Below are 14,694 nucleotides of genomic sequence, written 5' to 3'. Positions count from 1 at the left end.
ATAAAAAAAGCGCGGAGCCTTCCGCGCTTTTTTATTTGTGCCTGAGGACTCAGCCGCGACGCGCTTTTACCGCATTCGCCAGCTGACGCAGGATGGCGTCGGTATCGTCCCAGCCAATGCAGGCATCGGTGACGCTCTTACCGTAAACCAGCGGTTCACTGCCTTCCAGATTCTGGTTACCTTCAACCAGATGGCTTTCAATCATCACCCCGATCACCGCTTTCTCACCGCTGGCGATCTGCTGGCAAACGTCTGCCCCCACTTCCATCTGCTTTTTAAACTGCTTACTGGAGTTGGCGTGACTGAAGTCGATCATCACCTGCGGCGACAGTCCGGCTTTTTCCAGCCCCACTTTCACTTCTGCCACGTGTTTTGCGCTGTAGTTCGGCTCTTTGCCGCCGCGCAGAATGATATGGCAGTCGCCGTTACCGCTGGTGTTCACAATTGCGGAATGACCCCATTTCGTCACGGAGAGGAAGCAGTGCGGCGCGCCCGCTGCGTTTATGGCGTCGATAGCCACCTTAATGGTGCCGTCAGTGCCGTTTTTAAAGCCAACCGGGCAAGAGAGGCCGGACGCCAGCTCGCGGTGAACCTGAGATTCCGTGGTGCGGGCACCAATTGCGCCCCAGCTCATCAGGTCTGCCAGGTATTGTGGCGTAATCATGTCCAGGAACTCACCCGCGGCAGGCAGGCCGCTGTCGTTGATTTCCAGCAGCAGCTTGCGGGCAATGCGCAGCCCGTCGTTGATCTGGAAGCTGTTATCCATATGCGGATCGTTAATCAGCCCTTTCCAGCCCACGGTGGTGCGCGGTTTTTCAAAATAGACGCGCATCACGATTTCCAGCTCGCCTTTCAGCTCTTCACGCAGGGTGAGCAGGCGGGCAGCATACTCTTTCGCGGCCGCAGGGTCGTGAATAGAGCACGGGCCAATCACCACCAGAAGACGATCGTCGCTGCCTTTCAGGATCTTGTGGATCGCTTTGCGGGCATGAGACACCGTATTGGCAGCATTTTCAGTGGCGGGGAATTTTTCAAGGAGTGCTACTGGAGGTAATAACTCATTGATCTCTTTAATGCGTAAATCGTCGTTCTGATAATTCATCTTCTTTCCGGCTTTGCCATATCTTTAGTAGTGAAAGCAATGCTTTCAATCTAACTTGTCGGCCAGGAAGTGTAAACGGGCTTTTACACTTCACGCAGATAATTCCTGGAATTCGCCTAAAAATCGCCACAAAATAGCGAAAAATGAGATCTAACCTAAGCTTTTTAACTGTAACAACCATTTTTGTGTGATTAAACACGATTCCATACTGACGTAAGTCCGTATGCTGGAATCTTTCGCCTTTGAACACGATGCACTGTTGGAGAATGTTATCCAGCATAACGAAAAGAACAGGAGCAGCATGATGAAAATGACGAAACTGGCAACTCTCTTTCTGACCGCCACACTCACCCTGGCAAGCGGGAGCGTCCTGGCCGCGGACACGGGCTCATCAGACAGCAACGGCGATGCTAATGCAGCCGCCGCTGCTGGCCAGGTCGCCCCTGATGCTAAACAAAACATCGCACCAAATAATGTCGATAACAGCCAAATCAATTCCGGAAATACCCAAACCGGCGGCACCATGCTACATCCCAATGGTACGGACTCTGGCACGATGAATCACGACGGCATGACCAAAGATGAAGTGCACAAAAACTCCATGTGTAAAGACGGCCGCTGTCCGGATCCAAATGACAAAGTTGGCAGTGATGCGGATACCAAAACTGACGGTACCACGCAGTAACGCTGAGTAATCTGAATAAAGGAGAGCGCGTGCTCTCCTTTTTTATTTAAGCTCTTAAAAACGCTACACTAAAAATAATAACAAATCAGGAAAGATGACATGGCACACACACACTCCCCTTCCCCCACCTCCGGCGATGAGAATGCCAAACGGCTGCTGTTGGCGTTTGGCGTCACGGCAACGTTTATGGTTATCGAGGTCATTGGGGGGATAATCTCAGGTTCTCTGGCCCTGCTGGCAGATGCGGGACACATGCTTACCGATGCGGCTGCCCTGCTGTTTGCTCTGCTCGCCGTCCAGTTCTCACGCCGTCCACCCAATGCTCGCCACACGTTTGGCTGGCTCAGGCTCACTACGCTTGCCGCTTTCGTTAACGCAATTGCGCTGGTGGTAATTACCATCCTGATCGTCTGGGAAGCCGTTCAGCGCTTCAGACACCCGCAGCCCGTCGCCGGAATCACCATGATGGTGATCGCAATAGCGGGTCTGATAGCCAATATTCTGGCGTTCTGGATTTTGCATCGCGGCAGCGGGGAAAAGAATCTCAATGTGCGTGCCGCGGCATTGCATGTTCTGGGGGATCTGCTCGGCTCCGTTGGGGCGATTGTGGCTGCGCTGATTATTCTCGGGACGGGATGGACACCCATCGACCCGATTCTTTCGGTGCTCGTCTCCTGTCTGGTGCTACGCAGCGCCTGGCGGCTGTTGAAAGAGAGCGTCAATGAGTTGCTGGAAGGTGCCCCCACGTCAATTGACATTGGTGAGCTGAGACGAAATCTGAGCCGCTCGATTCCGGAGGTGCGAAACGTCCACCACGTTCACGTGTGGCTGGTCGGCGAAAAGCCGGTGATGACGCTGCACGTTCAGGTGATCCCACCCCACGATCACGACGCGCTGCTTGAACGTATCCAGCATTTTCTGGAGCATCACTATGAGATTGCGCATTCAACGATCCAGATGGAGTATCAGCCCTGTAGTGGGCCAGACTGCCACCTGAACGAGGCGCAGTCCGGCCATTCACATCATCACCATTAGTGGGAAAGCGCGCGAGAGCCTCGCTCACGCGCGCTGTTAATCCACATACGGCTGCCGTTCAGGGCAATGAAGGTTAGCAGCAGATATTCCAGCGACATGGCATAGACGCCCTGCAGGGCGAAAATCACCACGCTAATGACGTTGATGATGACCCACAGCAGCCAGTTCTCGACATATTTTCGGGTCATCAGGATCATCGCCGCAATCGACAGCACCATCATGCAAGAATCCCAGAACGGGAAGGCATCCGGCTGGAGTTCAGGCATCGTGACACTCAAACCGAGTCCGGACATGACCGAAACGGCAACGCGCGTCAGAAACGCAAACACCGGGTTGATATAAACGGTCATCAGACCAATGGCCGCCACGCAGGCGACAAGCCAGGCGATGGCTTTCGGCAGCGGCAGCCAGCGGATCTGCAACTCGGCTTCCTGCTGGCTGTTTTGACGCGACCACGCGTACCAGCCGTAAATATTGGCGGCAAAGAAAAAAAGCTGCAAAAGCAGGCTGGCGTAGAGCTGGATCTGGAAGAAGATAATCGCAAACAGCGTGACGTTAATCAGCCCGAACGCGTAATTGCTGATCTTCTCCAGGCTCGCCAGCCAAATACAGAGTAACCCCGCCAGCGTGCCAACGGCTTCAATCCATGACAGGTCATAGCCACCCGCACCAATCGGTATATGAACCAAAATGTTCTGCGTGCTAAAAAAATCCATCTTTTCCCCGGTTCTGAATAAGTTAAGTACGTAGTGTAGCCGCAAAATCCAGCATGCGGTTAAGCGGAATTAACGCACCTTCCCGCAACGCCGCATCAACATGAATTTCATGCGCTGCCCCGCCCGTCTCGAGCCCTTCGGCAATCGCTTTCAGGCCGTTCATCGCCATCCACGGGCAGTGCGCACAGCTGCGGCACGTTGCCCCCTCGCCTGCGGTTGGCGCTTCGAGTAGCTCTTTTTCCGGCACCGCCTGCTGCATTTTGTAAAAGATACCGCGATCGGTAGCCACGATAAGCTGCTTATGCGGCAGCGTCCTGGCCGCGTTGATAAGCTGGCTGGTTGAGCCAACCGCATCGGCCATATCGACAATCGACTGAGGCGACTCTGGATGCACCAGAATGGCCGCTTCCGGGTACAGCGCCTTCATACGCGTCAGCGCCTGAGTCTTAAATTCGTCGTGAACGATACACGCGCCCTGCCAGCAGAGAACATCTGCGCCTGTTTGCTTCTGAACGTAATTACCGAGATGGCGGTCAGGCGCCCAGATAATTTTCTCGCCCAGGCTATCCAGATGTTCAATCAGTTCAACGGCGATGCTGGAGGTCACCACCCAGTCTGCGCGGGCTTTTACCGCCGCAGACGTATTGGCATAGACCACCACGGTGCGGTCAGGATGGGCATCGCAGAACGCGGTGAATTCCTCAACAGGGCAGCCGAGATCGAGAGAACACTCTGCGTTGAGCGTCGGCATCAGAATAGTTTTTTCCGGGCTGAGAATTTTTGCCGTTTCACCCATAAAGCGCACGCCAGCGACCAGCAGCGTGGAAGCGGGATGTTTTGCCCCGAAGCGTGCCATCTCCAGTGAGTCAGAAATACATCCGCCGGTCTCTTCCGCCAGCTGCTGGATTTCCGGGTCGGTGTAGTAATGGGCCACCATTACCGCATCTCGTTCTTTGAGAAGACGCTTGATCTTCTCGCGGTAGAACTGCTTTTCATCCAGACTCAGCGGGACAGGCTTTGGCGGAAACGGATAGATTGCGGCTTCGGGATCAAACATCACACTCATTATGGCTTCTCGTTTTACTGGCTTAACAATATTGCCTTTATTTTGCGCAACATAGCAAAACGGTCGGCAATTGTGTTTTATATACTAAACAAGATAGCGAATTTGAGAAGAAAAGTCACCGGGTATAGGTGCACATAGCATTTGTCGGGTGGCGGCTTCGCCTTACCCGACCTACTTTGTTCGTAGGCCTGATAAGCGCAGCGCCATCAGGCAGTGTGTTTTAGGCTCAGGATCTGCAGATAGCAAAAAGGCGCCTTTAGGGCGCCTTTCTACACTGGTGGGTCGTGCAGGATTCGAACCTGCGACCAATTGATTAAAAGTCAACTGCTCTACCAACTGAGCTAACGACCCCTTGCGGGATTTTTTCTTCGAAGTGGTGGGTCGTGCAGGATTCGAACCTGCGACCAATTGATTAAAAGTCAACTGCTCTACCAACTGAGCTAACGACCCATTCGGGTGCTGACTTCGAAGATTTTTACTCGGTACCACCGGAAAGTGGTGGGTCGTGCAGGATGACTCGGCTTCGCCTCGCCCTACGGGCCGTTGCTGAAGCAACGTTATCCTTCACGTTTAATGTCTCGAGTAAGACATTAAAATTGGTGGGTCGTGCAGGATTCGAACCTGCGACCAATTGATTAAAAGTCAACTGCTCTACCAACTGAGCTAACGACCCGAGTGGTGGGTGATGACGGGCTCGAACCGCCGACCCCCTCCGTGTAAAGGAGATGCTCTACCAACTGAGCTAATCACCCACTCTGTACTACTGGTTTGCGTTAAGTGGTGGGTCGTGCAGGATTCGAACCTGCGACCAATTGATTAAAAGTCAACTGCTCTACCAACTGAGCTAACGACCCACTTTTACGCTGTTTTCACGTTGTTTGATATCCCGTGGCAACGGCGGCATATATTACTGATTTAAGAATTCTGCGCAACAAAAATTTCGATGAAGATCACTTAACTGCTTACGAATCATGCGGCACGACCAGAAATAACACGATTTCTGGTCATGCGATAATCATCCCATCGAACTCAGACGTTTTTGCGCCTGTTTGGCACCTTCGGTACCCGGGAATTTTGTGACAACCTGCTGATACACTGCTTTGGCCTTCGCAGTGTCACCTTTGTCCTGCATGATCACGCCGACCTTATACATCGCATCCGGCGCTTTTGGCGATTTCGGGTAATTTTTCACCACTGAGGCAAAATAAAACGCCGCATCGTCCTTTTTACCCTTGTTGTAATTCAGCTGACCGAGCCAGTAGTTCGCATTTGGCTGGTAAGTGGAATCAGGGTACTTCTTCACGAAGTTCTGAAACGCAACGATAGCGTCGTCCTGGCGAGATTTGTCCTGTACCAGGGCGATAGCCGCGTTGTAGTCAGTATTCGCGTCACCGCTCTGTACAGGCGCGCCTGAAGAGGCTGACGCATCTCCTGTCGGAGCAGGTGTCGCTGTTGCTGCACCGCTTTGGTCGCCCGCTGCAGGCTGTGCTGCTGCACCACCGCTACTCAGGCTATCCATCTGCAGCAAGATCTGCTTCTGGCGTTCCACAACCTGGTTCAACTGATACTGGCTTTCCTGGATCTGGCCGCGAAGGGAGTCAATATCATTTTGGTTATCGGAAAGCTGCTGCTGGAGTTGGGTTAAAAGCTGACTGTGAGCGTTAGAAATACGCTCGAGTTGAGTGACCCGGTCTTCTACCGAGCCTGAGCCGACACTACTGATTGGTGCCTGAGCAAAAGCGGCCCAGGGGGCCGCTATTCCAACCAGTAACGACAGACTCATGAGATGATGTCTGAAGTTACTGCTCATGCCATTCTCTTAGTAAACCAGTACGGCACGACGGTTTTTGGAGTAAGCCGCTTCGTCGTGACCCAGTACTGCAGGTTTTTCTTTACCGTAAGAAACGATGGAGATCTGGTCAGCAGAAACGCCTTTACCCTGCAGGTACATTTTAACAGCGTTAGCACGACGTTCACCCAGGGAGATGTTGTACTCTGGAGTACCACGTTCGTCCGCGTGACCTTCTACGGTGACTTTGTAAGACGGGTTGCTACGCAGGAAGTTAGCGTGAGCATCCAGCATCGCAGCGAAATCAGAACGGATGTCGTATTTATCCAGATCGAAGTAAACGATGTTGTTCTGCTGCAGCTGCTGCATCTGAAGACGCGCTTGCTCTTCAGAAGACATGTTGCCATTGCCGTTAGCGTCCATACCGGTGCCGGCACCCATCATGCCTTCACCGCTCTGGTCATTGCTTGCGTTCTTGTTAGAAGAACACGCTGCGATTGCCATTACAGGCAGAGCGATCATCAGCCCCTTCAGCACTTTGTTCAGTTGCATTTCTAAGATTCCTTTAGTAATCAATTAATTATTATTTACAGATACGGCGACCAGGCAGGTGATTTTACCTGTCCATCAGTTGCCGGAATACGCGCTTTGAAACGCCCATCTGTAGAAACCAGATTCAGCACAGATCCCATCCCCTGAGAAGAGCTGTAGATTACCATCGTGCCGTTAGGTGCCAGACTTGGCGTTTCATCCAGGAACGTTGACGAGAGAACTTGCACGCCACCCGTTACCAGATCTTGTTTGGCAATGTGCTGCTGACCACCCGCAGAACTAACCATTACCATCGTTTTACCATCGGCACTGACGTCAGCATCCTGGTTCTGAGAACCTTCCCAGGTAATACGCTGCGGCGCTCCGCCGTTGATATTCACTTTATAAACTTGTGGACGACCGGCCTGGTCGGACGTGAAGGCCAGGTTCTGGCTGTCCGGGAACCAGGTTGGTTCGGTGTTGTTGCTACGGCCATCCGTCACCTGACGAATCTGACCAGAACCGATGTCCATCACGTACAGGTTCAGACTACCGGTTTTAGACAGGGCAAAGGCCAGTTTTGAGCCATCCGGAGAGAACGCAGGCGCACCGTTGTGACGTGGGAACGACGCAACCTGACGCACGGCACCGTTAGACAGCGTCTGGATAACCAGCGCAGAACGACCGCTTTCGAAGGTTACGTAGGCCAGTTTGGAACCATCAGGAGACCACGCCGGTGACATCAGCGGCTGTGGAGAACGGTGAACGGTGAACTGGTTGTAGCCATCGTAGTCAGAAACGCGCAGCTCATACGGGAACTGACCGCCGTTGGTCTGAACCACGTAAGCGATACGAGTACGGAATGCACCTTTAATACCGGTCAGCTTCTCAAACACTTCGTCACTTGCGGTGTGGCCCGCATAGCGCAGCCACTGCTTGTTCACTTTATAAGTGTTCTGAGCCAAAACGGTACCTGGCGCACCGCCGGTATCGACCAGCTGATAAGCCACGTTGTAGCCACCGTCTGGGGCAGGCGTTACCTGACCGACCACGACCGCATCAATACCCAGCGCAGACCACGCCGCAGGCTGTACTTCCTGCGCGGTGCCCGGCTGCTGTGGCAGGCGAGAACGATCTAATGGGTTGAATTTGCCGCTGTTACGCAGGTCAGCGGCTACAATGCCGCCGATGTCTTCAGGCGCCGCACCCGGGCCAGCCCACTGGAACGGAACAACGCCGATTGGGCGCGCCGAGTCCACCCCCTGGGTGATCTCGATACGTACTTCTGCATGCAGCACAGCTGCCCACAGCATTAAAAAACTAAATGCTACACGTAATGCCTGCTTCATCATATCTCCCTTATCTGGGTAACCTTACCCACGATAATTTAGCAGAATGTTAACAAACTCAAATAGACAAAACTACCTGAACCCTGTGACTAAACCTGGTCTATTTTCCCCCGTTTGCACGGGGGAAAATGTAACTTAAGGTTTGAAGTCCAGTGGCGCATTTTTAAAGACTTCATACACGGCCTGAGAAGGCGGTTTTGGCATCTTCGCCTGACGCGCTGCAGCCAGTGCAGCAGTACATAAGGCTGGATCGCCACCTTCAGACTGAATATCGAGCAGCATCCCATCCGGCGCCAGTTTTATACGCAGCGTACACGTTTTACCGGTGTAGGAAGACGCATCATAAAATCGGCTTTCGATAGCGGATTTAATCTGCGCGGCATAACCGTTGATTTCAGCGCCTGATGCACCGTTACTCTTAGTGTTACCACTTCCAGACGGCGCTGCGTTGTTTCCTTTCGCTCCGCCACCCGTTTTCGGTGCATTCTTACCTGAACTGAGATCGCCCAGCAGATCGTCAACGCCTGCAGCAGCGGCAGCTTTTTCAGCGGCAGCAGCCTTTTTCGCAGCGGCTTTTTCGGCGGCTGCTTTCTTATCGGCAGCGGCCTTCGCGGCTGCAGCTTTTTTATCGGCTGCGGCTTTTTCTGCGGCGGCCGCTTTTTCAGCTGCGGCTTTCTCGGCAGCAGCTTTCTTCTCTGCTTCCTGAGCGGCTTTCTTCGCGGCTTCCGCTTCGGCTTTCTTCTGAGCATCAGCAGCGGCTTTCTTCGCGGCTTCCGCTTCAGCTTTCTTCTGAGCATCGGCAGCGGCTTTCTTCGCGGCTTCCGCTTCAGCTTTCTTCTGAGCGTCAGCAGCGGCTTTCTTCGCAGCGTCTGCGGCTAATTTAGCCTGCGCATCTGCCTGTGCTTTCGCATCCGCAGCGGCTTTGGCCGCAGCCTCCTCCGCCTGTTTCTGCTGTTCTTGCGCTTTCTTCGCTGCGGCTTCAGCCTGTTTCTGCTGCTCAGCCTGCTCTTTCGCCGCGTCCTGCGCCTGCAAACGCTCTTTCTCAAGCTGCTTCAGACGCTCCTGCTCCGCGGCCTGCTTTTCACGCAGTTCTTCCGCTTGCTGTTGCGCCTGTTTTTCACGCTGCTCTTCAGCACGTTTTGCGCTCGCCTGCTGCTGTTGCTGACGATTATAGTTCTGCACTACCGCACCGGGATCCACCATGACGGCATCGATGGAAGCCCCCCCACCGCCGCCAGCTGATGCATCAATGTGCTCGTCGAACGAACTCCAGATCAGCGCTGCAAAAAGAATAACGTGCAGTACTGCGGAGACGATTATCGCTCGCTTAAGCTTGTCGTTCTGTTCGGTTGCCTTTGACACTATCGGTTCCCAAAAACTACGCAGATGATCAAATAGGCTGAGTCATTAAGCCAACAGACTTAACGCCCGCACTATGTAGCAAGTTCAGCGCTTTAATAATTTCATCGTAAGGCACGTCTTTTGCGCCACCGATTAAGAAGACCGTTTTCGGATTTGACTCCAGGCGTCGTTGCGCTTCAGCAATAACCTGCTCGGGCGGCAGTTGATCCATACGATCTTTCTCGACCACTACGCTGTACTGCCCTACACCGGAAACCTCAATGATGACCGGAGGATCGTCATTGGTGCTTACCGCCTGTGATTCTGTCGCATCCGGCAGATCAACTTCCACGCTCTGGGTAATGATGGGCGCTGTCGCCATAAAGATCAGCAGCAGTACCAGCAGTACGTCCAGCAGTGGAACGATATTGATTTCGGACTTGAGCTCGCGACGACCTCGTCCACGCGATCTGGCCATGGTTTACCCCTTGTTGCTCTCGGTACTGGTAAACGCCTGACGGTGCAGAATCGCGGTGAACTCTTCCATAAAGTTGTCGTAGTTCAGTTCCAGTTTGTTCACGCGCTGGTTCAGACGGTTGTAAGCCATAACCGCCGGGATTGCCGCAAACAGACCGATAGCGGTCGCAATCAGTGCTTCAGCGATACCCGGCGCAACCATCTGCAACGTCGCCTGCTTCACCGCGCCTAATGCGATAAAGGCGTGCATAATCCCCCACACGGTACCAAACAGACCGATATACGGACTGATGGAACCCACAGTGCCAAGGAACGGAATGTGCGTCTCAAGGGTTTCCAGTTCGCGATTCATGGAAATGCGCATCGCACGCGACGCACCTTCTACTACCGCTTCGGGCGCGTGGTTATTCGCGCGATGTAAGCGGGCAAACTCTTTGAATCCGCTATAGAAAATTTGTTCGGAGCCTGAAAGATTATCACGGCGCCCCTGGCTTTCCTGGTACAGACGAGAAAGTTCGATACCCGACCAGAACTTGTCTTCAAACGCTTCGGCTTCACGGCCAGCGGCATTAAGAATACGCGTTCTCTGGATAATGATGGCCCAGGATGCGATTGAAAAACCAATCAAAATCAACATGATAAGTTTAACCAGAAGGCTAGCCTTCAGGAACAAATCAAGGATATTCATGTCAGTCACTGCTTAAACTCCGCGACAATAGACTTAGGAAGCGCACGAGGCTTCATTATGGTTGGATCAACACAAACAATCAGTACTTCAGCTGAGTTCAGTACGGTGTTCTCTGCATTGACTATCCGCTGCGTGAAAACCAGTGAGGTTCCGCGCATTGATGTAATTTCAGTTTGGACTTCGAGCATATCGTCGAGTCTGGCAGGCGCAAAATACTCAAGCGTCATCTTGCGTACCACGAAGGCAACTCGCTCAGCCAACAGCACCTGTTGACTAAAGTGATGATGGCGCAGCATCTCTGTGCGTGCCCGTTCATAAAAAGCAACGTAGCTGGCGTGGTAGACCACACCACCGGCATCGGTATCTTCGTAGTAGACACGAACCGGCCATCGAAACAGCGTTGTATTCACTTTACATCCCAGTAATGCAACAAAAGTTAGAGCTTTTAAACTTCGCTACTATACGCGCGGGAATGATGGTTTGGAATGGGAGAAAGTAAACGGAGAGTAAATTTTTATGGGCTCGGGTAAGCCCATATCGTTATAGGACATTTCTTATTCAGAAGAAGAAGAAAATCAGACCAGCAAGGAGAACCAAATCGGCAATCAGCGGGCAGAAAATTCCCTGCCAGTGAACGGCTTTCGGACGAAAGCCCACGCCGTGAATGACCCCTGCGCACACCGCCCACATGATGAGGAAGCCGTGCCAGATCTCAAGTTCGCTGGTCTTTGCCGCGAAGCGCGACGGGTCCCAGAAGATGCAGCCCGCCAGCAGTAATGCCATCACTAAAGAAAGCGCCCGTAACGGGCGCTTGTCCATTACCGCATATAACGTTGCGATAATATTCATTAGTGTTTTTCTTCACCCGCTTTGGTCGCTTCGACGTGCTCAAGCGCCAGGGCAGTGATGACACCAAATGCGCAGGCAAGAAGCGTCCCTAAAATCCATGCGAAATACCACATATTCAGCTCCTTACTTAGTACATAGAGTGGGTGTTACTTTCGATATGTTCTTTGGTGATACGACCGAACATTTTCCAGTAACACCAGGCGGTGTAGAGCAGAATAATCGGTACGAACACGCAGGCAACATAGGTCATCAGGTTCAGCGTCAGCTGGCTGGAGGTTGCATCCCACATGGTCAGGCTAGCATTCATCATAGTGCTGGATGGCATGACGAACGGGAACATCGCAATACCTGCCGTCAGGATGATGCACGCCAGTGTCAGTGAAGAGAACACGAACGCCAGAGCGCCTTTTTCCAGACGAGAGGTCAGCACGGTCAACAGTGGCAACAGTACGCCCAGCGCCGGGATAGCCCACAGAGCAGGGGTATTGTTGAAGTTCACCATCCAGGCACCCGCCTGACGCGCGACTTCTTTAGTCAGCGGGTTAGACGGCGCAACATGGTTGATCGCAGACGTCACCACGTAACCATCGATACCATACACCACCCACACACCGGCCAGAGCGAAGCAAACCAGAGTGACCAGCGCCGCAACCTGAGCCGTTGCACGGGAACGCAGGTGCAGTTCACCCACAGTACGCATCTGCAGATAGGTCGCGCCCTGAGTAATGATCATCGCCACGCTAACAACACCTGCCAGCAGACCAAACGGATTCAGCAGCTGGAAGAAGTTACCGGTGTAGTAAAGACGCATATATTCATCGATGTGGAACGGTACGCCCTGCAGCAGGTTACCGAATGCCACGCCAATCACCAGCGGCGGAACAAAGCTACCGATGAAGATGCCCCAGTCCCACATGTTACGCCAGCGGGTATCTTCAATCTTGGAACGGTAGTCGAAGCCTACCGGACGGAAGAATAAAGACGCCAGCACCAGAATCATCGCCACGTAGAAGCCAGAGAACGCAGCCGCGTAGACCATCGGCCAGGCAGCGAACAGCGCGCCACCCGCGGTGATCAGCCACACCTGGTTACCGTCCCAGTGAGGGGCGATGGAGTTGATCATAATTCGACGCTCGGTGTCATTACGACCGAGGAAACGGGTAAGCATCCCTACACCCATGTCGAAACCATCAGTGACCGCAAAACCGATCAGCAGAACGCCAATCAACAGCCACCAGATAAAACGCAATACTTCATAATCGATCATTTGATGACTCCTGTCTTAGCGTGCCGGCTGAGTAGTCGCGGTAGACTGCTCGTAGTGATAGCGACCGGTTTTCAGGCTGCTTGGGCCAAGGCGCGCGAACTTGAACATCAGGAACAGTTCAGCCACCAGGAACAGGGTGTACAGACCGCAAATCAGCAGCATGGAGAAGATCAGGTCACCCGCAGTCAGGGACGAGTTCGCGACTGCCGTTGGCAGCACCTCACCGATTGCCCATGGCTGACGGCCATACTCCGCAACAAACCAACCGGATTCGATAGCGATCCATGGCAGAGGAATACCGTACAGCGCGGTGCGCAGCAGCCATTTTTTCTCACCGATACGGTTGCGAATCACGGACCAGAAGGATGCCGCGATAATCAGCAGCATGATGATGCCGCAGCCCACCATGATACGGAACGCGAAGTACAGCGGTGCAACGCGTGGAATTGAGTCTTTGGTTGCCATCTGGATTTGCGCTTCCGTTGCGTCGGAGACGTTCGGGGTATAGCGTTTCAGCAGCAGGCCGTAACCCAGGTCTTTCTTCACGTCGTTAAACTGATCGCGAACGGCCTGATCGGTTGAACCGGCGCGCAGTTGCTCCAGCAGCGAGTAGGCTTTCATCCCGTTACGGATACGCTCTTCGTGCTGCACCATCAGATCTTTCAGGCCAGTCACCTGTTTGTCGACGGAGCGAGTGGCGATGATGCCCAACGCATAAGGAATCTGAATGGCGAAGCGGTTTTCCTGCGCTTCCTGATCGGGAATACCGAACAGGGTAAATGCCGCCGGAGCCGGTTGTGTTTCCCATTCTGCTTCAATAGCGGCCAGCTTGGTTTTCTGCACGTCGCCCATTTCGTAACCGGATTCATCACCCAGAACAATAACAGACAGAATTGCCGCCATACCGAAGCTTGCTGCGATAGCAAAGGAGCGTTTTGCGAAAGCGAAGTCGCGACCGCGCAGCATGTAGTAAGAGCTGATGCCCAGTACGAACATCGCACCGCACACATAGCCAGAAGCCACGGTGTGAACGAATTTAACCTGAGCAACCGGGTTCAGGACCAGCTCAGCAAAGCTGACCATCTCCATGCGCATGGTTTCGAAGTTGAAATCGGATGCGATTGGGTTCTGCATCCAGCCGTTCGCCACCAGGATCCACAGCGCGGACAGGTTAGAGCCTAATGCCACCAGCCAGGTTACCGCCATATGCTGGACTTTACCCAGACGGTCCCAACCGAAGAAGAACAGACCTACAAAGGTGGATTCGAGGAAGAAGGCCATCAGACCTTCAATGGCCAGCGGCGCACCGAAGATATCCCCTACATAGTGGGAATAGTAAGACCAGTTAGTCCCGAACTGGAACTCCATGGTCAGACCGGTTGCCACGCCCAGTGCAAAGTTGATACCAAACAACTTGCCCCAGAACTTGGTCATATCTTTATAAATCTGTTTGCCGGAGAGGACGTAAACCGTTTCCATGATGGCCAGCAGGAACGCCATACCGAGCGTCAGTGGCACAAACAGGAAGTGGTACATCGCGGTCAAGGCAAACTGTAAGCGCGACAGTTCGACTACGTCTAACATTATGACTCCTTGCTCATCGCATGAAGACTCCGAGAGTGAACCCCGTCAGAGAGAGATCCACACGCATGCCCCAATACAAATTATTCGCATCCTTGTCGTCGTTATTACCCTGGAGAAGGATAAAAACGATGACGTCAGGTTACAAATAGGTTAATAAAAAACTCAAATTGATCCCGCAAATATAATACGCTGCAAAACCCTTACAATAAACAGGT

At 53.0% G+C, this 14,694-nt stretch carries 16 protein-coding genes and 5 tRNA genes; 2 read left to right on the top strand and 19 right to left on the bottom strand.

Annotation, left to right across the window (positions count from 1 at the left end; all coding sequences use genetic code 11):
* Nucleotides 1–49 precede the first annotated feature (49 nt).
* Complete coding sequence (gene aroG, locus KW829_RS06940; protein ID WP_010428756.1) at nucleotides 50–1,102, bottom strand: 3-deoxy-7-phosphoheptulonate synthase AroG; 1,053 nt, start codon at nucleotides 1,100–1,102, stop codon at nucleotides 50–52.
* A 304-nt stretch (nucleotides 1,103–1,406) separates the two neighbouring features.
* On the opposite strand from aroG, the gene KW829_RS06935 reads away from it, so the two are divergent.
* Nucleotides 1,407–1,787, top strand: a complete 381-nt coding sequence (locus KW829_RS06935; RefSeq protein WP_029485008.1) for a YbgS-like family protein — start codon at nucleotides 1,407–1,409, stop codon at nucleotides 1,785–1,787.
* A gap of 99 nt (nucleotides 1,788–1,886) precedes the next feature.
* Nucleotides 1,887–2,822, top strand: a complete 936-nt coding sequence (gene zitB, locus KW829_RS06930) for a CDF family zinc transporter ZitB (protein ID WP_089598925.1) — start codon at nucleotides 1,887–1,889, stop codon at nucleotides 2,820–2,822.
* On the opposite strand, the gene pnuC is transcribed toward zitB, so the two are convergent.
* The 18 genes from pnuC to cydA form a co-directional block, all read right to left on the bottom strand.
* Nucleotides 2,819–3,538: a nicotinamide riboside transporter PnuC gene (gene pnuC, locus KW829_RS06925; RefSeq protein ID WP_010428749.1), complete on the bottom strand. Its 720-nt coding sequence runs from the start codon at nucleotides 3,536–3,538 to the stop codon at nucleotides 2,819–2,821. The genes zitB and pnuC overlap by 4 nt on opposite strands.
* A 22-nt stretch (nucleotides 3,539–3,560) precedes the next feature.
* Nucleotides 3,561–4,604, bottom strand: coding sequence for a quinolinate synthase NadA (gene nadA / locus KW829_RS06920; protein WP_182402593.1), 1,044 nt, complete (start codon nucleotides 4,602–4,604; stop codon nucleotides 3,561–3,563).
* A 275-nt stretch (nucleotides 4,605–4,879) separates the two neighbouring features.
* Nucleotides 4,880–4,955 (bottom strand) — tRNA-Lys (locus tag KW829_RS06915).
* A 23-nt stretch (nucleotides 4,956–4,978) separates the two neighbouring features.
* Nucleotides 4,979–5,054 (bottom strand) — tRNA-Lys (locus tag KW829_RS06910).
* 147 nt (nucleotides 5,055–5,201) lie between these two features.
* Nucleotides 5,202–5,277 (bottom strand) — tRNA-Lys (locus tag KW829_RS06905).
* A gap of 3 nt (nucleotides 5,278–5,280) precedes the next feature.
* Nucleotides 5,281–5,356 (bottom strand) — tRNA-Val (locus KW829_RS06900).
* A gap of 26 nt (nucleotides 5,357–5,382) precedes the next feature.
* Nucleotides 5,383–5,458, bottom strand: a tRNA-Lys gene (locus KW829_RS06895).
* A 161-nt stretch (nucleotides 5,459–5,619) separates the two neighbouring features.
* On the bottom strand, nucleotides 5,620–6,414 hold the full coding sequence (gene cpoB, locus KW829_RS06890) for a cell division protein CpoB (protein WP_010428743.1): 795 nt from the start codon (nucleotides 6,412–6,414) through the stop codon (nucleotides 5,620–5,622).
* A gap of 9 nt (nucleotides 6,415–6,423) precedes the next feature.
* Complete coding sequence (pal, locus tag KW829_RS06885; protein WP_003858578.1) at nucleotides 6,424–6,945, bottom strand: peptidoglycan-associated lipoprotein Pal; 522 nt, start codon at nucleotides 6,943–6,945, stop codon at nucleotides 6,424–6,426.
* 35 nt (nucleotides 6,946–6,980) lie between these two features.
* Nucleotides 6,981–8,273 (bottom strand): Tol-Pal system beta propeller repeat protein TolB, encoded by a 1,293-nt coding sequence (tolB, locus tag KW829_RS06880; RefSeq protein ID WP_089598921.1) that lies wholly within the window; start codon nucleotides 8,271–8,273, stop codon nucleotides 6,981–6,983.
* Nucleotides 8,274–8,408: 135 nt separating this feature from the next.
* Nucleotides 8,409–9,635, bottom strand: a complete 1,227-nt coding sequence (gene tolA, locus KW829_RS06875) for a cell envelope integrity protein TolA (protein WP_089598920.1) — start codon at nucleotides 9,633–9,635, stop codon at nucleotides 8,409–8,411.
* Between the two features lie 28 nt (nucleotides 9,636–9,663).
* On the bottom strand, nucleotides 9,664–10,092 hold the full coding sequence (tolR, locus tag KW829_RS06870; RefSeq protein ID WP_003858589.1) for a colicin uptake protein TolR: 429 nt from the start codon (nucleotides 10,090–10,092) through the stop codon (nucleotides 9,664–9,666).
* Nucleotides 10,093–10,095: 3 nt separating this feature from the next.
* Complete coding sequence (gene tolQ / locus KW829_RS06865; protein WP_089598919.1) at nucleotides 10,096–10,788, bottom strand: Tol-Pal system protein TolQ; 693 nt, start codon at nucleotides 10,786–10,788, stop codon at nucleotides 10,096–10,098.
* Entirely contained in the window at nucleotides 10,785–11,189 is a 405-nt protein-coding gene (ybgC, locus tag KW829_RS06860) for a tol-pal system-associated acyl-CoA thioesterase (protein WP_003858593.1), read from the bottom strand. Before ybgC ends, tolQ begins: the two co-directional genes overlap by 4 nt.
* Before the next feature lie 148 nt (nucleotides 11,190–11,337).
* Nucleotides 11,338–11,628 carry a cyd operon protein YbgE gene (ybgE, locus tag KW829_RS06855; protein ID WP_010428735.1) on the bottom strand — a complete coding sequence of 97 codons (291 nt, stop codon included), beginning with the start codon at nucleotides 11,626–11,628 and terminating at the stop codon, nucleotides 11,338–11,340.
* Nucleotides 11,628–11,741: a cytochrome bd-I oxidase subunit CydX gene (gene cydX / locus KW829_RS06850; RefSeq protein ID WP_003858598.1), complete on the bottom strand. Its 114-nt coding sequence runs from the start codon at nucleotides 11,739–11,741 to the stop codon at nucleotides 11,628–11,630. Before cydX ends, ybgE begins: the two co-directional genes overlap by 1 nt.
* A gap of 14 nt (nucleotides 11,742–11,755) precedes the next feature.
* Entirely contained in the window at nucleotides 11,756–12,895 is a 1,140-nt protein-coding gene (cydB, locus tag KW829_RS06845; RefSeq protein WP_010428732.1) for a cytochrome d ubiquinol oxidase subunit II, read from the bottom strand.
* Nucleotides 12,896–12,910: 15 nt separating this feature from the next.
* Nucleotides 12,911–14,479, bottom strand: coding sequence for a cytochrome ubiquinol oxidase subunit I (gene cydA / locus KW829_RS06840; protein ID WP_089598917.1), 1,569 nt, complete (start codon nucleotides 14,477–14,479; stop codon nucleotides 12,911–12,913).
* Nucleotides 14,480–14,694 lie beyond the last annotated feature (215 nt).

The sequence above is a fragment of the Enterobacter sp. ENT02 genome (assembly GCF_019219165.1).
GTDB lineage: Bacteria > Pseudomonadota > Gammaproteobacteria > Enterobacterales > Enterobacteriaceae > Enterobacter > Enterobacter mori.
Note: the sequence above shows the minus strand (reverse complement) of the source record. Positions and strands in the feature narration are given on the sequence as shown.